Annotated in this window: 22 protein-coding genes and 1 pseudogene; 4 read left to right on the top strand and 19 right to left on the bottom strand. The window is 66.0% G+C overall.

The features are described 5' to 3' along the window. Positions 1 to 21 precede the first annotated feature (21 nt). From ACEL92_RS08320 to ACEL92_RS08285, 8 genes and pseudogenes are all read right to left on the bottom strand, one after another. Positions 22 to 357: a hypothetical protein gene (locus tag ACEL92_RS08320; protein ID WP_374025130.1), complete on the bottom strand. Its 336-nt coding sequence runs from the start codon at positions 355 to 357 to the stop codon at positions 22 to 24. Positions 358 to 361: 4 nt separating this feature from the next. Further along, on the bottom strand, positions 362 to 1,630 hold the full coding sequence (locus ACEL92_RS08315; protein WP_374025129.1) for an aromatic ring-hydroxylating dioxygenase subunit alpha: 1,269 nt from the start codon (positions 1,628 to 1,630) through the stop codon (positions 362 to 364). 19 nt (positions 1,631 to 1,649) lie between these two features. Continuing rightward, a complete protein-coding gene (locus tag ACEL92_RS08310; protein ID WP_374025128.1) occupies positions 1,650 to 2,393 on the bottom strand; it encodes an SDR family NAD(P)-dependent oxidoreductase in 744 nt (247 codons plus the stop codon). A gap of 35 nt (positions 2,394 to 2,428) precedes the next feature. Further along, positions 2,429 to 2,701: pseudogene (locus tag ACEL92_RS08305) on the bottom strand (2Fe-2S iron-sulfur cluster-binding protein); the annotation flags it as partial. Between the two features lie 123 nt (positions 2,702 to 2,824). Beyond that, the gene (locus ACEL92_RS08300) at positions 2,825 to 3,277 is read right to left on the bottom strand and encodes a MarR family winged helix-turn-helix transcriptional regulator (RefSeq protein ID WP_067277637.1); all 453 of its coding nucleotides are present in this window, start codon (positions 3,275 to 3,277) and stop codon (positions 2,825 to 2,827) included. Next, the gene (locus tag ACEL92_RS08295; protein ID WP_374025127.1) at positions 3,261 to 4,523 is read right to left on the bottom strand and encodes an amidohydrolase family protein; all 1,263 of its coding nucleotides are present in this window, start codon (positions 4,521 to 4,523) and stop codon (positions 3,261 to 3,263) included. Before ACEL92_RS08295 ends, ACEL92_RS08300 begins: the two co-directional genes overlap by 17 nt. Beyond that, complete coding sequence (locus ACEL92_RS08290; RefSeq protein WP_067301890.1) at positions 4,520 to 4,849, bottom strand: hypothetical protein; 330 nt, start codon at positions 4,847 to 4,849, stop codon at positions 4,520 to 4,522. The genes ACEL92_RS08295 and ACEL92_RS08290 overlap by 4 nt, the downstream gene beginning before the upstream one ends. A gap of 5 nt (positions 4,850 to 4,854) precedes the next feature. After that, the gene (locus ACEL92_RS08285; protein ID WP_374025126.1) at positions 4,855 to 6,123 is read right to left on the bottom strand and encodes an aromatic ring-hydroxylating dioxygenase subunit alpha; all 1,269 of its coding nucleotides are present in this window, start codon (positions 6,121 to 6,123) and stop codon (positions 4,855 to 4,857) included. 168 nt (positions 6,124 to 6,291) lie between these two features. Between ACEL92_RS08285 and ACEL92_RS08280 the strand changes: the two genes are divergently transcribed. After that, entirely contained in the window at positions 6,292 to 7,734 is a 1,443-nt protein-coding gene (locus tag ACEL92_RS08280) for an aldehyde dehydrogenase (protein ID WP_374025125.1), read from the top strand. Between the two features lie 15 nt (positions 7,735 to 7,749). Here the strand turns inward: ACEL92_RS08280 and ACEL92_RS08275 are convergent, their stop codons facing one another. Beyond that, the gene (locus ACEL92_RS08275) at positions 7,750 to 8,061 is read right to left on the bottom strand and encodes a hypothetical protein (protein WP_374025124.1); all 312 of its coding nucleotides are present in this window, start codon (positions 8,059 to 8,061) and stop codon (positions 7,750 to 7,752) included. 197 nt (positions 8,062 to 8,258) lie between these two features. Here ACEL92_RS08275 and ACEL92_RS08270 point away from each other — a divergent pair, with 197 nt between their 5' ends. Beyond that, positions 8,259 to 9,290 carry a hotdog fold thioesterase gene (locus tag ACEL92_RS08270; RefSeq protein WP_374025123.1) on the top strand — a complete coding sequence of 344 codons (1,032 nt, stop codon included), beginning with the start codon at positions 8,259 to 8,261 and terminating at the stop codon, positions 9,288 to 9,290. A 164-nt stretch (positions 9,291 to 9,454) separates the two neighbouring features. Next, positions 9,455 to 10,660 carry an amidohydrolase family protein gene (locus ACEL92_RS08265; protein ID WP_374025122.1) on the top strand — a complete coding sequence of 402 codons (1,206 nt, stop codon included), beginning with the start codon at positions 9,455 to 9,457 and terminating at the stop codon, positions 10,658 to 10,660. Between the two features lie 4 nt (positions 10,661 to 10,664). On the opposite strand, the gene ACEL92_RS08260 is transcribed toward ACEL92_RS08265, so the two are convergent. Next, a complete protein-coding gene (locus ACEL92_RS08260) occupies positions 10,665 to 11,159 on the bottom strand; it encodes a DUF421 domain-containing protein (protein WP_374025121.1) in 495 nt (164 codons plus the stop codon). 141 nt (positions 11,160 to 11,300) lie between these two features. On the opposite strand from ACEL92_RS08260, the gene ACEL92_RS08255 reads away from it, so the two are divergent. Continuing rightward, complete coding sequence (locus ACEL92_RS08255; protein ID WP_374025120.1) at positions 11,301 to 11,678, top strand: hypothetical protein; 378 nt, start codon at positions 11,301 to 11,303, stop codon at positions 11,676 to 11,678. On the opposite strand, the gene ACEL92_RS08250 is transcribed toward ACEL92_RS08255, so the two are convergent. The 9 genes from ACEL92_RS08250 to ACEL92_RS08210 form a co-directional block, all read right to left on the bottom strand. Beyond that, complete coding sequence (locus ACEL92_RS08250; protein ID WP_374025119.1) at positions 11,641 to 11,940, bottom strand: hypothetical protein; 300 nt, start codon at positions 11,938 to 11,940, stop codon at positions 11,641 to 11,643. The two genes, ACEL92_RS08255 and ACEL92_RS08250, sit on opposite strands and share 38 nt — an antisense overlap. Position 11,941: 1 nt before the next feature. Continuing rightward, the gene (locus ACEL92_RS08245; protein ID WP_374025118.1) at positions 11,942 to 13,435 is read right to left on the bottom strand and encodes a molybdopterin-dependent oxidoreductase; all 1,494 of its coding nucleotides are present in this window, start codon (positions 13,433 to 13,435) and stop codon (positions 11,942 to 11,944) included. A gap of 13 nt (positions 13,436 to 13,448) precedes the next feature. Then, positions 13,449 to 13,952 (bottom strand): oxidoreductase, encoded by a 504-nt coding sequence (locus ACEL92_RS08240; RefSeq protein WP_374025117.1) that lies wholly within the window; start codon positions 13,950 to 13,952, stop codon positions 13,449 to 13,451. A gap of 148 nt (positions 13,953 to 14,100) precedes the next feature. Continuing rightward, a complete protein-coding gene (locus ACEL92_RS08235) occupies positions 14,101 to 15,342 on the bottom strand; it encodes an acyl-CoA dehydrogenase family protein (RefSeq protein ID WP_374025116.1) in 1,242 nt (413 codons plus the stop codon). After that, positions 15,339 to 16,481, bottom strand: a complete 1,143-nt coding sequence (locus ACEL92_RS08230; RefSeq protein ID WP_374025115.1) for an acyl-CoA dehydrogenase family protein — start codon at positions 16,479 to 16,481, stop codon at positions 15,339 to 15,341. The genes ACEL92_RS08235 and ACEL92_RS08230 overlap by 4 nt, the downstream gene beginning before the upstream one ends. An 89-nt stretch (positions 16,482 to 16,570) precedes the next feature. Further along, positions 16,571 to 17,542 carry an alpha/beta hydrolase gene (locus ACEL92_RS08225; protein ID WP_374025114.1) on the bottom strand — a complete coding sequence of 324 codons (972 nt, stop codon included), beginning with the start codon at positions 17,540 to 17,542 and terminating at the stop codon, positions 16,571 to 16,573. A 141-nt stretch (positions 17,543 to 17,683) separates the two neighbouring features. Continuing rightward, positions 17,684 to 18,841, bottom strand: a complete 1,158-nt coding sequence (locus tag ACEL92_RS08220) for an amidohydrolase family protein (protein ID WP_374025113.1) — start codon at positions 18,839 to 18,841, stop codon at positions 17,684 to 17,686. Next, positions 18,838 to 19,884, bottom strand: a complete 1,047-nt coding sequence (locus tag ACEL92_RS08215; RefSeq protein WP_374025112.1) for an amidohydrolase family protein — start codon at positions 19,882 to 19,884, stop codon at positions 18,838 to 18,840. The genes ACEL92_RS08220 and ACEL92_RS08215 overlap by 4 nt, the downstream gene beginning before the upstream one ends. Continuing rightward, entirely contained in the window at positions 19,881 to 20,240 is a 360-nt protein-coding gene (locus tag ACEL92_RS08210; RefSeq protein WP_374025111.1) for a Rieske (2Fe-2S) protein, read from the bottom strand. The genes ACEL92_RS08215 and ACEL92_RS08210 overlap by 4 nt, the downstream gene beginning before the upstream one ends. Positions 20,241 to 20,257 lie beyond the last annotated feature (17 nt).

The raw sequence follows: 20,257 nt of genomic DNA, 5'->3' as shown, positions 1-20,257 counted from the left end.
TGATGAAAGTGCGTCCTATGCTCAGGGCGCCGGCTCGACCGTGCGGATCATGACCGCGTCGGCGGCGCTGACGGGCGCGGGTTGGTGCATGATCTCCACCGCCATCGCGACCATGATCAACGAATAGATCATGTGCAGCAGGTTCAGTGCGTCATCGGGCAGATTGTCGAGCGGGAACTTGTCGCAGTATTCGATGGCCTCTTCGAGGCGCGGGAAGAACGCGTCGTAGAACTCGTGCATCTCGGGCATCGTGGCGGCCATCCGCGCGTTCCAGCGTTCGGTCTCGGTGGCCAGACACCACCGCTGGGCGTATTTTTCCAATTCGGCAAATGCGCTGGGCAGCATGGCATCTGACATCGGCTCACACCCCCGCCGGTTCGGACGCGCGTTCGCGTTGGTAGGCGGCGACCCAGTCGACGACGACCTTGTGCAGGTGGCGTACCAGGATTTCTTGGTCGTTGAGCGGGAACTCGTCGACGATGCCGTACTCCAGCGCGGCCTGGGTGCCGCCCAGCATCCCCGCGTCCTGCAGGGCGAACTCCTTGAGCACCACGGCCGCCACCTCGTGCTCGATCCGCTCGCGCACACTGCCGGCGGGGTGGAAGTACGTATACGCCTCGAAGCGATGCGTGTTGTGCGAGGTGGGCCAGTACCGATACAGCAGATACCAGCCGCCGTAGATCAAGATCTCGATGTTGGGGAAGATCTGGAAATTGCTGATGCCCCAGGGCTCGATGCCGCCGGGGTTGAGGCCAGGGGGCAGCGGGCCGAGATCCGGTGTGCGCCAGGGTCCGACCAGTCCGCTCTGGGTGGCCCGCTCGATCGGATACATGTACTCCGGCGGCAGCAACCAGCGCCGACGCCCGGCGGTCGATACCAACCGATGCGGACCGTCGAGCTGGAAATGCCCACAGGTGAAACCGGCGTTGGGGTCCCGCACATCGGGGGGCACTTGTTGCGGATGCAGGGAAGGTACGTGGTAGTACTCCTGGAACGCGTCGGCGAAGATCTTCCAGTTGCTGTTGTTGTGTGCTACCCACTCGTAGCGTTCGGTCAGTTTGTGGAAGGGGTATCCGTCAAGCCCCGTGACCATCGGCCCGAGGAACTCTCGCAGGGTCTGGCGCGGTTCGGGGTCGAAGTTGATGAACACGAACCCATTCCAGACGTCACAGGGCACGGGCCGCAGCCCGTACTCCGACCGGTCGAGGTCGAAGAATTCGCCTTCTTGCTGTACGAATTTCAGGGCTCCCTCGAGGTCGTAGCGCCATCCGTGATACTTGCAGGTGAATTGGCGGCAGGTGCCTCGCGTTTCTTGATCGGGAAAGTCGTTCCACACCAGCTTGTTTCCCCGGTGCCGGCAGACGTTGTAGAAGGCGCGGATGCGCTCGTCTCGCCCCTTCACCACGATGACCGACGTGCCGACCACCTCGAGCTCTTTGGTGAGATAGCTGCCCGCGCGGGGCAGCTCCTCGACCCGCGCGACGTTCAGCCAGGCGCGTTTGAAGATTGCCTCGCGTTCGAGGGCGTAGAACTTCGGCGACGTGGAGTCGCTGAACGACACCGGACCGGTGCCCAGGTCGGGATAGTGTTCGGTCCAGGAGCCCTCAGCGGGCCGCCCCGATCGCGTCATCTGTACCTCCTGATCGCCGTCACATCACCGCTCCGCCGTTGACGCCCAGCACCTGCCCGGTGATGAAACGTGCCTCCTCCGTGCACAGGAACCCCACCGCCGCGGCGATGTCCGCCCCCGTGCCCAGGTAGCCCAGCGGGATGTTGGCCGCGATCTGCTCGTTGGAGGGCAGATAGCCGGCGGCCTGACCCTGATGCTGCATCGGCGTTTCGATCCCCGACGGCGGGACGTTGTTGACCGTGATCCCGTAGGGCGCGTACTCGCGGGCAAGTGACTTGGTCAACGTGATCACCCCGCCTTTCGAAGCCGCGTAGTGGGCGGCGAACGGAGAGCCGCGCTGAGCGCTCGATGACGAGATCATCACGATCCTGCCCCAGCTGGCGTCGACCATGTCGGGCAGCGCGATCTGACAGCAATGAAACGTGCCGGTCAGATTGACGTCGATGATCCGCGCCCACGATTCGGCGGTGATCTCGGCGAAGGCGGAGTAAGCGAACTGCCCCGCACTGGTCACCAACACCGTGACCGCACCTAGCTCGCTACGCACCTTGGCGAAAGCCTGCTCCAACGCCGGCCGGTCGGTGACATCGGCGCCGACGCCGATCGCGGTGACACCCTCGGCGCGCAAGTCTTCGGTAACGCGTTGCGCGGCTTGCTCATTGACGTCGAGGACCGCGATCTTGTGCCCGCGCCGGCCCAGTTCGTGGCAGGTGGCCTCGCCCATGCCCGAGGCGCCGCCCGTCACCACGGCCACCCGGCTCATCGACTCCGCTCCATTGCGGTTGTTCTCCCGTCCATTCACTCGTAGACGACGTGCACCGTGCGGCTGGTCGGCAACGCCTGACAGGTGAGCACCCAGCCCTCGTTTACCTCGTCCTCGTCCAGCGCGTCGTTGTTGAGCATCCGGGCGCTTCCCTGCGTCAAGCGGGCCATACACGTTGCGCAGGAACCCGTCTCGCACGACGACGGCGCGGCCAAACCCGCCATGCGGGCGGTCTGCAACAAGGTGTCGCCCGCACTGTAGGGCACCGTGGTGGTGCGCCGGTCCAGCACTATGGTCACTTCCTCGGTCACGACCCCGTCGCCGTTGCGCGGCCCCGCCCCGGCTGCCGCAGTGGGTTCTGACATCTCCCCGACAATATCAACTACTTGCCATTAATATCAAGTACTAGAGATACCCGGACGGCTTTCGTGTCAGTCCTCGACGTGGTCGTTGAAAAGCTCATGGCCGGTGCCCTTTTCAACAACGCGGCCCAACAGTTCACGCAGCGTCTGCTGCTCCTGCTTGCTCAGGACGCCGAACACCTCCTCGTGAGCGGCGATCGCGTCGTTGACGACGGTCGCCGCGACGTTGCGACCCTCCACCGTGAGATAGGCCTGCAGGATGCGGCCGTGCTGGGGATCGCGTTTTCGTTCCACCAGGCCGCGGCGTTCCAGGGCGGTCAGCGCGAGCTGAACCCCTTGGGGGCTGATCAGGAGCCGCCGGGCCAGGTCGGCGCCCGAAAGGCCGGGCTCGTTGGCGAGTTGGCGCAACACGCCGATCTGGGCGGTGCTGACGCCATGCACGCGCATCGCGTCGTTGATGGTGGTCAGCGAGTAATAGAAGGCCTGCTTGAGCAGCCACAGGATGTTATCGGTGAGTTCCATCGCCGCCTCCATGCTTGAAGATCTCGCCGCCCTTCATGACGAACGACACCTCAAGTGTGGCGTCGATGTCCCGGGAGGGATCGCCGGGCACCGCGATGATGTCGGCGAGGTAACCGGGTGCCAGCCGGCCGAGGTCGCCGTCGGCGTCGACGAGTTCCGCGGCCACCACGGTGGCCGCCCGGATCGCCTGCATCGGCGTCATGCCGCGACTCACCAGCGCGCCCAGCTCCTTGGCGTTCTGGCCGTGCGGGATCGCCGGCGCGTCGGTGCCGCACGCGATCCGCACGCCGGCGGCGATCGCCTTGGGCAGCATGGCTTTCGCCCGCGGGAACACCTCTTCGGCTTTCCTGCGCAGCTCCGGTGCGATCCGATCGATCGCCATCGCCTCGGTCAGGTACGTGGTGGAGACCAGGAAGGTGCCGTGGTCGACCATCATCTGGATCGTCTCGTCGCTGGCCAGGAAGCCGTGTTCGATGCAGTCGATCCCGGCACGGATGCAGGCCTGGACCGCGCTGTCGCCGACGGCGTGCGCCGCCACCCGCACCCCGGCCCGGTGGGCTTCGTCGGCAATCGCGACGAACTCGGCGTCGGAGTACTGCTGGGCGCCCGGGGCGGTGCTGTGCGACATGACGCCGCCCGACGCCGATACCTTGATCAGCTTCGCACCGTGACGGATCTGATAGCGGACACAGGCGATCACGTCGGGGACGCCGTTGGCGATCCCCTCCGCTATTGAAAGCGGCATGATGCCGGGCGCGAGCCGTTGAAACACCGTCGGGTCCAGGTGCCCGCCGTAGGGGGTGACGGCGTGGCCGGCGGGATAGATGCGAGGGCCGACGTGCCAGCCCTGGTCGATGGCGCGCTGCAGCGCCACGTCGAGCAGGTAGCCACCGGTCTTGACCATCAGGCCCAGGTTCCGCACAGTGGTGAAACCCGCCTCCAGCGTGGTGCGCGCATTGACCGCACCACGCAGGGTGCGATAGGCCGGGTCGTCTTGGACACCGTGCATCGGTGACGGCAAACCTTCGGGTCCGCCGGGGCCGCCGATCAGCAGGTTGAGTTCCATGTCCATCAGGCCCGGCAGCAGCGTGACGTCGCCCAGGTCGATGAAGGTGGCCCAATCCGGCACGCCGCCTTCGGGATTGATGGCGGCGATGCGCTCGCCCTCGACCACCACGAGCGCCGGTGAGCGAACCTGGCCGTCGACCACGTCGGCCCACCGCGCCGCCCGCAGGACGGTGGTCACGGAACGGGCTCGGACACGCAGTCCAGGGTGGACGCACCGGAGTCGGGCACCCGTGGTTGCTTCCAGCACTCCACCGGAAACGACACCATGATCATCGAATACAGCAGGTGCATGAGATTCAGTACGTCGTCGGGCAGATCGTCGAGGGAGAACTTGTCGCAGTAGGTGAGCGCCTCTTCGGCCCGCGGCGTGATGGCGTCGTAGAAGGCCTTCATCTCGGTCATCGTGCTCGCCAACCTCTTGGCGTAGCGTTCGGGTTCGGAAGGCAGGCACCAGTCCGAGAATTGCTCCAGGTCCGCGAATTCGCTTGGCAGCATGGAGGACATCGCGGTCACACCCCCGCCGTAGCCGTGTGGCGATAGCGATCGATCCACGCCGCCGTCTCTTTGTGCAGATGCCGGATCAGGATTTCCTGATCGCAGAGCAGGAACCGGTCGAGGACCTGGGACTCGATCATGCTCTGTGTCGCCTCGAGCGTGTTGGCGTCCTGCAGGCCGTATTCCTTGAACGAGACGGCCGCGAGTTCCTGGGCGACGCGTTCACTGGGGGTGCGTGGCTGCGGAAAGTACAGCGTGCCCTCGAAGATGTGGGAGTTGTACGAGGTCGGCCAGTAATGGTAGGTCAGGTACCAGCCCTGGCCCCAGAACAGGATCACGAAGTTGGGGAACAGCTGGAAGGAGTCCAGCCCCCACGGGTCGCATTTCGCCGGGTTGAGCCCGGTGGGCATGTCGCCAAGATCCGGCTTGTCCCAAGGGCCGAACAGCCCACTTCGGCAGATGTCCTCGATCGGCTTGCGCATCTCCGCCGACATCTCCCACGCCCGCACACCCGACGTGCTGACCAAACGGTGCGGGCCTTCCAATCGGTAATGCGGGGCCTCAAACCCGGCCTCCGCGGCCGCTTTTGAGTACGCGGTGGGTGACTGGTTCGCGTGCAGCACCGGCGCGTGATAGAACTCCTGGAACGCGTCCATGTAGAGCTTCCAGTTCGCCTTCACTTCCGAGCGGTAGTGCCAGCGCGAGGTCATCTTGTCGAACGGATAGCCCTCGAGTGCGGTGATCATCGGCCCGAGGAATTCGCGTAACGACTGTTCGGGCTCCTTGGCGAAGTTGACGAAGATGAACCCTGCCCACACGTCGCAGTGGACCGGCACCAGCCCGTAGCGACTCTTGTCGAGGTCGAAGAATTCATCCTCCTGCTGCACGAATGTCAGGTTGCCGTCCAGGTCGTACCGCCAGGCGTGGTATTTGCAGGTGAATTGGCGGCACAGCCCGCTGGTCTCCTCGAGCGGCATGTCGTTCCACACCAGTTTGTTTCCGCGGTGACGACATACGTTGTGATAGGCCTTGACCGCCCCCAATTTCGTGCGCACCAGAATGATCGAGGTGTTGACGGCTTTCAGCTCTTTGGTGAAATAGCTACCGGCGCGCGAAAGTTGTTCAACCCGGCCGACATTGAGCCACGCGCGCTTGAAGATGGCCTCGCGTTCCAACTCGTAGATCTCCGGGCTGATGGAGTCTTCGTATGAGACCGGTCCCGTTCCCAGCTCGGGGTAGTGCTGCGTCCAGCTGCCCTCCGGCGGCTTGGGGAATCGAGCCATGACTGCTCCTATTCGATCCGAACTCACACGGGCCGCCGACGGCGGGTTCACTCCGAATGACCGCGCAGGCGCCGGTTTCGGCGATCCCGTAGGGGCTCCGCCCGGCCCGACGGTATATGCTCGACCGCATAATCGCAAGTAGTTGATACTGCCGAAGGGGAGTCCTCGATGAGTCAAGACCTCGGGGCGCGGATCGCGCCGGGCCGCTTCGTGCACTCGCACGCGGAGGCGTTCGAAGTCATCTCCCCGCACACCGAGGAACCCATCGCCGAAGTGGCTGCCGCCGGACCGGCGGACGTCGACGCGGCGATCCGCGCCGCCCGCGCGGCGCTCGAGGGGCCCTGGGGCCGGACGGAGCCGGCCGAGCGGATTGCGGCGGTGCGGCGACTCGCCGACGCCTACGACCAGCGGCGCGGGGAAATGGCCGAGGTCATCACGGCCGAAATCGGCGCTCCCATCACCTTTTCGAAACGCGCCCAGGTCGGGCTGCCGGCGATGATGATGCGCGCGTTCTGCGACCTGGCCGAGCGGCATACGTGGCAGGAGACGCGCCGCGGCTTCTTCGGCACCGACGTGCAGGTCCACAAGCAACCCGTCGGCGTGGTCGCCGCGATCGTGCCGTGGAACATGCCGCAATTCCTCATTGCCACCAAACTGGTGCCCGCACTGCTCGCCGGCTGCGCCGTTGTGCTCAAGCCCGCGCCCGAATCCCCGCTGGACGCAGTCCTTTTGGCCGAGATGCTGGAACAGATCGAGCTACCCCCCGGCGTGGTCAGCGTGTTGCCCGGCGACAGCACCGTCGGTCAAGTCCTGGTATCCCACCACGGGGTGGACAAGGTGTCGTTCACGGGATCGACGGCGGCGGGGCGGGCCGTCGCGGCCGCCTGTGCGGCGAACCTCACGAAGGTGAGCCTCGAGCTGGGGGGCAAATCGGCGGCCATCATCCTCGACGATGCCGCGCCCGAGGTGGTCGCCGCCGGCGTCCGATCGGCCAGCCTGTCGAACAGCGGCCAGATCTGCAATGCCTTGACCCGCGTCCTGGTCCCCCGCCAACACCAAGACGAGTACGTCGACGCGCTCGCCGCCGAGATGACCGCCCTGCGGGTCGGCGATCCCACCGATCCCGGCACCCAGCTGGGCCCGCTCGTCTCACGCCGCCAACAGCAGCGCGTGCGCGATTACATCCGCGCCGGCCAGGACGAAGGCGCGCGGCTGGTCACCGGCGGGACCGAGATGCCCGACGGACTTGACCGCGGCTGGTACGTCGTGCCCACCCTGTTCGCTTCCGCCGACAACACCATGCGGATCGCCCGCGAAGAGATCTTCGGCCCCGTGATTACCGTCATCCCCTACGGCGACGAGGACGATGCGGTCGCGATCGCCAACGACTCCGACTACGGGCTTGCCGGATCGGTGTGGACCAGCGACACCGACCGCGCGTTGTCGATAGCCGCGCGGGTGCGCAGCGGCACCCTTGGGGTAAACCAGGGCTACACCATGGACCCCTTCGCCCCCTTCGGCGGAGTCAAGGGCAGCGGATACGGTCGCGAACTGGGGCCTGAGGGCATCGACAGCTATCTGGAGACGAAATCCATCGCGGTTTCGCCGTAACCGTCAGGCCGATCGTCAACCCGCCGACGGTGCCGAGGCGCGCTCCATTCCTCGAGCGCGCTTGAGCATGCTTTTGGCGGCCCGCATCGACAATGCCGGCGAGAGCCGCTCAAGGTACCAAAACGCCTTCCACCACGCGGGAACCACGATGATCGCGTCTCCACGCAACACGGCGCGTAGCGCGCGCTTGGCAAATTCTTCGGGCGCCAAGGGGTGCAACCGTTCCCACATTCTGTGGATTTCCTCGTTGCTGATGCCCGCCAACTCAATCCGTCCGTACTTGCCGCCCGTGAGGATCGGGGTCCGGATGGACTCGCTCACCGCCATTCCAGCAGCCTAATCCCCGAATCGTGGCTGGTAGAGCAGATTCTTCCAGCAAAGCCGCGGCGACGACGCGCCGCGCCACCGCGCCGGCCGGAAACGTGTGCCGCCCGGTGGCTCTGGCTCCTCCGATGCCCTGCGGGCTCGCGGTAACCTCATTCTCATAGCGCGAGCACCGCGCCGAGGAAGGGGACGAAGCGCTCATGGCAGACCTTGGCGACGACGTCGAAGTGACCCGTGGCGACCGCTTCATCAAGACGGCGGTCGAGATCTTGGGCGAAACCGGACGCACCGATTTCACCGTGCAGGAGGTCGTCGCCCGGTCCAAGACCTCGCTGCGCGCCTTCTACCAGCATTTCAGCACCAAGGACGAGTTGCTGCTGGCGCTGTTCGACCGGACCATCGCCCAATCGGTTCAGGCCTGGCGCGCCGAGACCGACGGGCTGGACAGCACCGCGGCGCTCAAGCTGGTGATCGACCGGATCAGCCAACAGCCCGAATCGAGCACCCAAGACAGTCTCAACCGCGCGCTGACCCTCTACAACCAGCATCTGGCCGAGACCCGTCCCCGCGATTACGCCCGGGTGCTCTCGCCCTTGCATCGACTGATCCACGACATCGTGGGGCAGGGCATCACCGAGGGGGTCTTCAACCCGGGGCTGGACGTCGGGGCGGCGGCCGCCATCGTCATGCAGACCGTGATGGGCGCGCAGCGATTGCATTGGCTGGGAACGGAATTGAACGGTGCGCCGGTCGATGTCGGCCAACTGTATGAGTTCTGCAGTCGCGCCCTGGGCATCCGCGACAGCGACGAAGAATCGAGCTCGCCGTCGCTGGCCGAGCTGTTCGCCCAGATCGGCGTGCGGCCGGGGACCCGCAACGGCGAGTTCGCGATGACGATGCCGGTCAGCCCGGCCGTCGTCAACACTTCCGGCGCGTTGCAGGGCGGCCTGATCGCGACGCTCGTCGATGTGGCGGGCGGCCAGTTCGGGCTGGGCTACCTGCAGGCGGACACCACGATGACGACCGCGGACCTCTTCGTTCGTTACCTGCGGCCGATCCGGCAGGGCTCCGCATACGCGGTGCCCCGGATGCTGCGGTCCGGGCGGCGGGCCATGGTGATGCAGGTCGACATCTACGGCGACGCCGACGACGAGCTGGTCGCGACGGCGACCGTGAACTTCGCCGTCATCAACGGAACGACGCCGGCGCTCCCCGACTGGCCGAACGCCTAGCCGGCCGCACCGGACGTCGCACCAGCGTGGCAGTCGACGTCGAGCGTCACGCCAGCGTGACCGGCGTGGCGAGCGATCCCGGCGGGCGCTACACGCGACGAGGCCAAAGTGGTAACGTCATTACCACCTACTGAGAACCCGAGATTTCTCCCGAGGAGATCGCCATGCCGTCTCGCGAGCTTTCCTTCCCCGTGTTCGACGCGGACAACCACATGTACGAGCCGCAGGAGGCGCTGACCAAGTTCCTGCCGGAGAATCGCAAGCGCGTCATCGATTACGTGCAGGTCCGCGGCCGCACCAAGATCGTGGTGCGCGGCCACATCAGCGAGTACATCCCCAACCCGACGTTCGAGGTGGTGGCGCGGCCCGGGGCCCAGGAGGACTACTTCCGCAACGGCGCGCAGGGCAAGAGCTACCGCGAGATCCTGGGCGAGCCGATGAAGGCCATCCCCGCCTTCCGCGAACCCGGCGCGCGGCTCGAGGTCATGGACGAGCTCGGCATCGACTACGCCCTGATGTTCCCGACCCTGGCCAGCCTGGTCGAGGAGCGCATGAAGGACGACCCGGAGATGACGCACGACGTCATCCACGCGCTCAACCAGTGGATGTACGAGCAGTGGTCGTTCAACTACTCCGACCGCATCTTCGCCACCCCGGTGATCACGCTGCCGATCGTCGACCGCGCGCTCGAAGAACTCGAATGGGTCCTCGAGCGCGGCGCCCGCACCGTCCTGGTGCGCCCGGCGCCGGTGCCCGGATACAAGGGCAGCAGGTCGTTCGGCCTCGAGGAGTTCGACCCGTTCTGGCAGGCGTGCATCCGGGCCGAGATCCCCGTGTCGATGCACGCCTCGGACAGCGGCTACTCCGAATTCGCCAATGTGTGGGAACCGGGCGACGAGTTCCTGCCGTTCAAGCCGACCCCGTTCCGCAGCTTCGTGATGGGCCACCGGCCGATCCTCGACGCGATGGGCGCCCTGGTGTGCCACGGCGCGCTCTCCCGCAACCCCGAGCTGCGGATCCTGTCCATCGAGAACGGCGCCGACTGGGTGCCGGACCTGTTCAAGGGCCTCAAGGGCGTCTACAAGAAGATGCCGCAGGCGTTCAGCGAAGACCCGATCGAGGCGTTCAAGCGCTGTGTCTACATCACCCCGTTCTGGGAGGACCGGTTCACCGAGATCGTCAAGATGGTCGGCACGGACCGGGTGTTGTTCGGCTCCGACTGGCCGCACCCCGAAGGCCTGAAGGACCCGATCTCCTTCGTTGACGAGCTGACCGACTTCGACGAGACGGACATCGCCAAGATCATGGGCGGCAACCTGATGAAACTGATGAAGGTTTCCGCGCCGGCGAAGAAACCCGTCTCCGCCTGATTGGTCACTCGGCGGGGTCACCGTCGGCGATGACGGAGACAACACCCTTGGTCTCGAACAAGGCGAGGCGGACGTGTTCGGGAGTTCGGTGACCGTGTTGGCGCAGTATCGCGTCCAGATCTCCCCGAGTTAGCCTGCACCGCTTGAGGTTTCTCTCGTCCACTTCGCCGTCGCTGATCAACACCCGTACCGGTGGGTCGACGAGGCGGCGCACCCACGGCTTGAAGCGCAGGCGCGCAACCAGGTCGTGGGCGCCGATCAGGGTGAGCAGGGCGGCGACCCCGGTAAGCCATGACGTGTCGGCGGCCGTCGCCGTGCGTCCGACGATGGCGCCGACCGCGACCGCGGTGACCCAGTCGAACGGCGTGAATTCGGCGATGGTGCGTCGCAGCATGAGCCGGAAAGCGGCTGCGGCGGTGATGAACAACGCGAGCGCCTTGAGTGCCGCGTAGGCCGCCGGGCGCCATCCATTGTAAAACTGCAGCAGTAGGTCACCCATCGCACTGCTCCTTGCGTTGACGCGGTCAGCGGGACCGCCCCGCGACCGGCGGTACCCGCGGATGTCGCGTGTAAACGACCGGCGCCGGGTATACGACACGCTGTCGATGTGCGATCGGCGGTGAGACCGATGGGAGCACAGATGAGCGTGGCATCGGAGGACCGGGCGCCGGTCACGATTGACGCCGACGTCGAACTCCTTGCCGACCAGATCCAGGCACTCGAAACGCTGGGGCGGAACGATCCGGTCGACGAGGGCGAGATCTACGACTTCAGCGTCCGCTGGGGTGCGGCACTGGCGGGCCGACTGCCCCGGCTGCTCCATTACAGCTCCCTCGGCCTGCTCGACGACGCGGACCGGCACCGGTTCGAATCGCTGTGCGCGGACCTCCGCAGGGTTTCCGATCTGGCCGAGCGGTTGGGACTGCCGCGCCCTCTGCTATCGGACGATAGGGCCGCGACGGCCAAGGAGCGGCGTCGTCTCAGGATGCGGTCGCGTCCCGCGAAGCGCCGTCATTGAGAAAACCGTTCTCCGGCAACACGATCCCGGTGCGCGGCTTCGAACAATCCGGATTGCGACATGTCAGCGCCACCATGTACGCGTCGTCGTCCTCGTTGAGGAACAGGAATCCAAGGTACAGGGCGTGGCCGACGTCGAAGTCGGTGCCGCCGCACCGATCGCAGTGGCCCCCTTTGGCGGCGACATTTTCCAGCACGCGATGCCGCGCAGCGGAATTCAGCTCGATGAGCTCCGGCCGCACGGTCGGGTCGTGGTCGGTCATGTCAAATCTCCACGTCCTTGTCGTAGTGCACGTGGTCCTCACGCCACCCGCCCAGGCCGTGACCGATGCCGGAATAGTCGTTGACGAACTCGATCCCGTTGATCCACTTCACCATCTTGAAACCGACCTGCGTCTCCACCCGCAGCCGCAGTGGAGCACCATGCTTGATGGGCAACGGCCGGCCGTTCATCTCGTATGCCAGGAGCGTCTGCGGCTTGTAGGCGAGTTCGAGGTCCATCACTTCGTAAAACTGGCCCCCCGGTGTCTCCGCCGCGGGTTCGTCACGCCCGGTGTCCTGCATGCTGAGAAAACAGATGTACTTGGCCTGCGGCAGCGGCTTTACGAGATCCGCCAGCTTAGCCAGCGAAATTCCGCTCCACTCGCCGATGCTGGTCCAGCCCTGCACGCAGTTGTGCATCGTCCGCTGCGTTTGCCGCTCGGCGAGCGTCCGCAGTGCGGCCAGGTCCAAGGTCACCGGGTTCTCCACGAGTCCGCCGACCGGTAGCCGCCAGTCGACGAAGTTGTGGACCGCCATCACCTTGTATTCGGTGCTGGCAGGCGGCTTTCCGTTGACTCGGTGATCTTTGGTCAACTTGCGTACCGGGTAGTCCTGCCGCGAGTTCAGCGGGCGCAGCAAGAGCAGCCGGACGCGGGTGACCACGGCGCCGAGGATGCGATGCACTTGAGTGGGATGGCGAAGGCTCCATCGGGTGGCCGCGACATGGACGGCGATGATCGCGCCGATGATCATCAGCGACAGCGCCGTCGCCCAGTTGATGTTGCGAACGGAGCCGAAGATGATCGACGCCGTCATTCGACCCCAGCCCCAAAAGAAGACCATCGACAGGTGGATCACGATGAACGCCACGAAGGCAAGCAACCCCAGGAAATGCAGGCTTCGGGCCCACTGCCGGCCGCCCCACATCCGGACGTACCACGGGAAGCGCGCCTCGATCGCAGGTGACTGCGCCGCCCCGGTCATGATCTGGAAGGGCGCGAGGATGAAAACGACGCCGGCATAGGTCAGCTTCTGAATGGCGTCGAACGGCTCGCCGGGGAGCAGCGGCGGCAGGTTGAACGACATGTAGGTGACGATGTCGTTGGCGGCTTCGGAAAAGATCGACCATGAATAGGGCCAGTACCGATGCCATTGACCCGTCGCGAAAAGCAGGACGTAGTACGACAGTCCGAGCAGGACCCAGCCGATCACCGAAAAGAAGTGCCAATGGCGCCCCATGCCCAATTTCTTGTGACCGGGCAATGCGATCAACGAGCTGTAGGACTCTTCTTCGTCGAGGGTGTCGTACAGCCGGTGGCGGGGCATCACTTTGCGGGTGAAGCGCGCCCATTCGCTGCCGGGTTTGCTGTCGTCGTGCCAATACAACTTGGGGTGCGTGCTGAGGATCTCGATGCCGCTGCGGATGATCAGCGTGACAAACAGGACGTTGAGCCAGTGGTCGACTCGCAGCCACGCCGGGTAGTCGAGCGTCGTCATGCCTGAGCTCTCCTCAGTCGTACCACTGTTGCCGTTGCGGGTAGGCCACGTTGACCCCCGACAACACGGTCGCGTGCACCGCGAGGAAGGCGGCGGCGAACCCAAAGGCGAATGTGCCCGGGGCGTAATCCCATCGGCCCGTCACCGCGTCGAGCCCGGGCAGGGTGACCCGTCGGCTGATCAGGTAGACGGTGAGAAAGGCCAGGCTGAGCAAACTCCCGACGTACCAGCCAGCCTCTGGCACTCGGGGTTTGAGGGCAAAGACCATCGCCGTCACCGCGGACAGGCAACCGATCACCAGCAGGGCCGCATAGACGGCGAAGTACCAGGGTGCCGCAGGCGAGAGCGTGGCGAAGACGTAGGCGTGGACGGCCACCAAGCCCACCAGCAGCCCGCCACCCAGCGCGGTCACCGTTCGCGGCAGGTCGAAGGCGACCCAACCGTTGAAGGCGAGCACCGGTGCGGACCAGATGCTTCGCCAGAGCGCGGTCAACCGCGCTGGGACGACATTGACCATGGGCGCGTGATACCCCTACTGAGTAAATACAAACAAACCTGGTTTAATTCTTTGACCTCGACCTCAACAGGGAACGACCGCACGCCTGTCTGTCGCTGGTGCAGCTACCCGTCGCCGGTGGGCTCGCCGAGAATCTCGTCGCGGAAGGCTAGGGGCGATCGGAACGCTGGCCGTGCCGCACCTGCTTGAACGGCACACCGCGGTCGGCCGCGAACTCGCGTGGGAAGCCCAGCACCCGCTCGCCGATGACGTTGCGAGCCATCTCCGTGGTGCCACCGCCCATCGCGACGGTCTGGCGGGATAGGTAGCGCAGCCCGGTTTCCAGGCCTTCGCCGGGCTCACCGACAACGCCGGCGCTTCCCGCGATCGCCATGGCGGTGTCGACATTGACGAACACGGTCTCGGCGTGGAACAGCCTGATGAGGGTGCCACCGGCGGGCGGCAGCACGCCGTCCCGGACGCTGCGGTAGACGTGGCCGATCAGCTGCTCGGCCACCGCACGCTGCACCAGCGCCCGGCCGGCCAGCTGCTCCACGCGTTGGTCACCGGCCTGGCCGGTCTTCTCGATCAGGCTCACGAAGTCAACGGGAACGGTGTTGCCGCCCTCGCTGCCGCTTCCGCTGGCGAACTCGGAGCCCTGCCCCACCGCGCGACGCTCGTGGTACAGCTGGCGCGACGCCACCGCCCAACCCCCGTCGACCTCCCCGACGACGGCGTTGTCGCCGACGTCCACCCCGTCGAGGAACTCCTCGCAGAACTCGGTGGAACCGCTCAGCATCGTGATGCGGCGAAGGGTGATTCCCGGGTGAGCGATGGGCACCAGGAACATGGTCAAACCCTCGTGCTTGGGCACGTCCCAATTGGTGCGGGCCAGGCACAGCCCGTAGTCGGCGGCGAACGCGCTCGTGCTCCACGTCTTGGCGCCGTTGAGGACCCAGCGGTCGCCGTGACGTTCGGCCCGGGTGAGGACCCCGGCCAGGTCGGATCCCCCGCTGGGCTCCGACAACAACTGCACCAGCACCTCGTCACCGCGCAGCGCCGCGGCAATATGCCGCTTCTTTTGCTCCTCGCTGCCGGTGTCGAGCAGCGTGGCACAGCAGATCGTGAACGTGGGGGTGTTGAGAATCAGCGGCATCTCGTAGGCGAGGGATTCCGCGTCGAAGGCCTGCTGATACTCGTAGTCAAGCCCGAGGCCACCGTACTCGCGGGGAAAGCAGATCCCGGCGAATCCGCCTTCGTACAACCGCTTTTGGAGTTCGCGGGCCCGAAGCCAGGAGCGTTCGTCGTCGCGCGGGGCGGGCGGGGGCGACTCCGGGTCGATGGGAGGCATGTTGTCCGCCAGCCATACCCTGGCCCGGGCCGCGAAGTCGGCAACGGATTCGGTCGTCATGGGTTGCAACGACCCGCCTTCTCGTGTTCGTACACCCGCAGGTTGTGTTCCTCCGGCGTCCCGAACATGGAGCGGTACAACGTGACCCGGCGCAGATACAGATGCAGGTCGTGCTCCCAGGTGACGCCGATGCCGCCGTGCATCTGCACGCAAGCCTGGACGATCTGGCCGGCCATCTCACCCACGTAGGATTTGGCGATGCTGGCCGACAGGCCCGCCCCGGGTGAATGGGCCGCGACGTCGGCGACCGCGGCGGCCGTGGTGGCGCGGCACGCTTCCAGCCACAGCTTCATGTCGGCGAACTTGTGCTTGAGGGCCTGGTAGGACGCCAGTGGCCGCCCGAAGGTGTGCCGATCCAGCGCCCATTGCACGGTCAGGTCGAACACCGTCTGCAGGATGCCGACCACCTCGGCGCACTGCAGGATCTGCGCGATCTGCCCCTGCCGCTCGACGAGCGCGGCCGTTTCGGCGGCGGTGCCGACCGCCGCGGATCGCTCCACCACGACGCCGTCGAACCGCACCCGGGCGTATTGCTTGACCATGTCGACCGACTGTTGCGGGACGATCGTGACACCCGGCGCATCCGTCGGGACCAGGAATTGGCGGATCTCGTCACCGCAACGCGCCACCACCAGCAGCACCGCGCTCTGCGCGCCCGCCTCGACCCGATCCTTGCTGCCGTCGATCCGGTAGCCGGAATCGGTGGGGGTGGCCGTCACCGACGGGTCCAGCGGAGCCCACCCGCGGCCGGGCTCCGAAACCGCCCACGACGCCACGGTTTCGCCGGACATCAACGCCTCGATGGTGGCGACGTGCGGCTGCCGGTCCGCGCACTCGACGAGGGCGGCCAGCACGACACTAACCGGATACAAGGGTCCCGGCGCCACGGTTTTGCCGAGCTGCTCGGCGACCAGCGCCAGATCCGCCAAACCGCTGTCCGAAACGCTGCCGCCGCCCAACTCCTCGGGGACCAGCAGGCTCGTCCAACCGAGGTCCGCGGCGCGCCGCCACCACGCCGGATCGAAGGACTCCCCCGCGGCGTGCAGCTCGCGCACGCGGCGCAACGGCGCTTCCTTCTCCAGGAAGGCTTGTGTTGTCGAGGTAAACAGCGTCTTTTCGGGAGAGTCGAGTGTCGTCATGGTGCCTCTCGTGGAGGAATCGCCGGCGTTTCGATCCTAGCAACGAGCGCTACGGTAAGAGCTACCGGAGTTCCCTCGATAACGCACCGCTACATGGCGAACACACGGCGCAGCGAGCGCGCGTGCAGCGCCCGGTTCTCCTGAGAAACAACCCAATCGGGAACCAACGAGTCGAAGCCGTTGAATGCCGCTGCGATCACATGCAATTCGGTGTGCACGTAGGCATGCAACAGCCTGTTCGCGTAGTCGATGGCTTCGTCGCGGCACGGATCGATCTCCGCGCAGCTGATGAAGGTGGGCGGTAGGCCCTCGAGGTTGGCCCGGTGTGCGGGTACGTGTTGACCGTTGGCGCTCGCGTGCCCGAGGTAATGACCCCATGCCCGGCTCACCGCCGGCCCGTTGAGACCAGGCGTGCGCTGGAACTCGCGCCGCGACTGGGTGGCGTCGGAGTCGAGCATCGGCTGGTGCAGAATCTGCACCAGGATCGGCGGGCCTTCGTCATCGAACATGCGCTGGCTCAGGCCCGCGACCAGCGCGGCACCGGCGTCGCGTCCCATCACCGCGATGCGGTTGACGTCCACGTTCAGCTCGGCGCAATTGCGGATGGCGTAGTAGAAGCCGGCCTCGACGTCGTCCAACGCCGCCGGGCAGGGATGCTCCGGCGCGAGCCGATAGTCGACCGATATCAGCAGGCAACCGCCTTCCCTGGCCAGCTCCACGCAGTGCGCGTGATCGGTGTCCAGGTTTCCGGTCACGAAGGCTCCGCCGTGGGCGTACAGGACGAGGGGGGAGCCCGCCTCGGCCCGATCGAGGTTGGGACCCCGGTAAAGACGAAGATCGAGCTGGTGACCGCCCGGGCCGGTGATGGTGCGGCTCTCGATGGCCACGTCGGCGGTGTCGACTGCCGCGGCACGCTCGGCGGCGAGCCGGCTGGCGCGTTCGCGTTCGGCGGGCAGCGTCTCGGAGCGGAATTCGACGACGCCCAGTGCGGTGGCGGCCTCCCGGAGCACCGGGTCGATTCGGGTAAGGCCCTGCGGGCGCGTCAGATTCGTCTGTGTCATACCCTCTCAGCTTCCGGGCTCGTCGGCTTGTTCGGTCGCGGCGCGGGACGTGCCGGAAACCTTCTTTTCAAGGTAGACCTGTGATTCGGTGCGGTGAAAAACGAGGTGCGTGTCGCTGGTGCTGGGGCCGTTGGCCCCGACTCAGCGTTCTCCGGGGAGCGCCTTGACCGTCGCCGGTAGCCCATACAGCGCGGTCGCGTTGCCGCGCATGATCCGCTCGCGCTGGTCGGCCGGCAACCGGTTGATCGCGTAGGACGGCGCGTCGTAGCTCCAGTGCGGGTAGTCCGTCGAGAACATCAGGTTGTCGCCTAGGTCCATCATCTCCAGGTACTCCCGGAACTGCACGGTGTCGGTGTCCTCCAGCGGCTGGGTGGTGAACCGAACATGTTCGCGCACATACTCCGACGGGCGGCGGCGCACGTGCGGCAGGTCGCCGCGGCGGGCCTCCCAGATGCGGTCCATCCGCGACATGACCGGCATCGCCCACGTGAAGCCGCCTTCGACGAACACCACCCGCAGGTCGGGGTGACGGTCGAACGCGCCGTCGAACACCATGCTCATCAGGTGCGAGACGTAGAGCAGGGGCCAGGACGCGAAGAAGTCGTGCCAATGTGCCGGATTGCCAACCGGATACAGCGGGATGAGCTCGAAGGGCGTCTGCCCCATCAAATGCGTGGCCACTGGGAATCCGTTGCGCGCTGCTGCTTCGTAGAGCGGGTCGAAATGCGGGTTGCCGAAGGGGATCCCGCGCGTCTGGGGCGTCATCAGCACCTGGGCCATGTACGGGTGCCCCGCCCAGCGTTCGACCTCGCGCGCCGCGTGCTCGGGCGTCTGGGCGCTGACGCTGATCGATCCGCGCCACCGGCCGTGCCGGTTGTTCTTGTCCAGCCAGACGTCGGCGAGCCAGTCGTTGTAGGCGGATTTCAGAGCGTGTTCGGCTTGGGGCAGTTGGGCGTCGCACATCGGTTCCAGCGTCGCGATGCTGACGCCGGCGTCGAGCAGCAACTGCTTGGCGGCGAATTCCGGGTCGCTGCCCGCGACTCCACCGTTGGGCGGCGCGGCGTCCAGCCGCAGCGACATCGTCTTGTACGAGTCGGGTGTGTCGTAAAAATGGGGCACCGGGGCAACGGCGTTGCCGGTTGGCCAAATCTTGTCCACCCATTCGGGCGCCGCGTACGACTTGAGCACCTCGGTCGAGACGGGCAGCGGGTGCACGTCGGTGTCGACGATGGTGACCGCTATTTCGTCTTCTTGACCCCTAAACGAGTCAGCGGAGTCGACCCGCTCGATTGTCGTCATCGGACACGCTCCTTCAATCCGTACAGCTCGCTGGCGTTTCGCCACAGCACCTTGTCGCGCTGAGAGGCGCCGAGGCCGTCGGCGACACTCTCGGGTGGCGACGTGGACCAGTGCGGATACGCCGACCCGTACATCAGCAGGTCGGACTTGCCGGTGAACTCCATCCAGCGCTGCGCGTCGGCGGCGTCGGTCGGCCCGTCGAACGCCGAGGAGCAGAACCGGACGTGGCCGGGCAGGTATTCGCTGGGATAGCGGTCCACCCATGGGGTCTGATCGCGCATCGAAACCCAGAAGGTGTCGAGCCGCCAGATCAACGGGGTGAGGATGTCGTAACCACCGTCGGCGAAAACGAACCGGAGGCCGGGATGCCTGCCGAACACGCCCTCGACGATCAGGGTGGCCAGGTGCACGAAGTAGTTCAGCGGCATGAACGCCGCGTATCCCGGATAAGTGTGGGCGTGCCCGGCGAAAGTCGGCGGATAGTCGACGCCGTTGCCGCCGTTGATGTGCACCGCAACCGGTAGGCCATGGGCGGCGGCGGCCTCCCAGATCGGCTCGAACATCGGTTTGCCGTACGGCTCGCGAGACTGCATCGGGACGCCGACCTGCACCAGTTTGGGGTGATCGGCCAGCCGCTCGATTTCCGCGACGGCGCCCTTGGGGTCTTCCGGGTTGACGCGGATGGTGCCCCGGAACCGGTCCGCGGAGTCCGGCTCGAGCCAACGGTCGAGCAGCCAATCGTTGACCGCCGCGCAGATGCGGCTGTTGAGCAGATAGTCGGCGATGTTGCCGCGGGTCATCGGGTTGAGAATGGCGTACTCGACACCGTGTTCGGACAGGTGCCGGCCGACCGTCTCCGGATCCGATCCCGGGTAGTGCTCCCCGTAGAGGTCGTGCCGGTAGTCGCCGCCGGGCGCCTGGTACCACTGCTGTTCGACGTCGGGAATCGAGCGCAACTGGTGGGCCGGGGGCAGATAGCGCCTGATCTCCGCGTTGTAGCGGAAATGCGGTTGCACATTGGCGTCAATGATCGTGGGGTTCATGCGGTCAGGTACACCTCCCCGTCGGTGACGTCGACCGGGTAGGTGCGGACGCGGCGCGTGGGGTCGGCGAGGTTTTGCCCGGTGGTGATGTCGAATTCCCAGTTGTGCCAAGGGCATCGGACGATTTGACCGTCGCGGACGCGGCGCAGCCCGCCAGGTTCGTCCGGGGCGAACTCGTTGGTGCCGCCGATCAAACCCAGGCACAACGGGGCGCCCTCGTGAGAGCAGTAGTTGACGATCGCGTAAAGCTCGCCGCGCACGTTGTACACGCCGACACCGAATTTGCCGACGTCGACCAGCTTCATCTCGCCGGGCGGCAGCTCGTCCAGCGCGCATACGAATCGCCGCTCGGGCATTTGCCTCACCGCCTTCG

Origin of the sequence: Mycobacterium hainanense (assembly GCF_041890355.1) — a bacterium.
GTDB classification, from domain to species: Bacteria; Actinomycetota; Actinomycetes; order Mycobacteriales; family Mycobacteriaceae; genus Mycobacterium; species Mycobacterium hainanense.
Note: the sequence above shows the minus strand (reverse complement) of the source record. Positions and strands in the feature narration are given on the sequence as shown.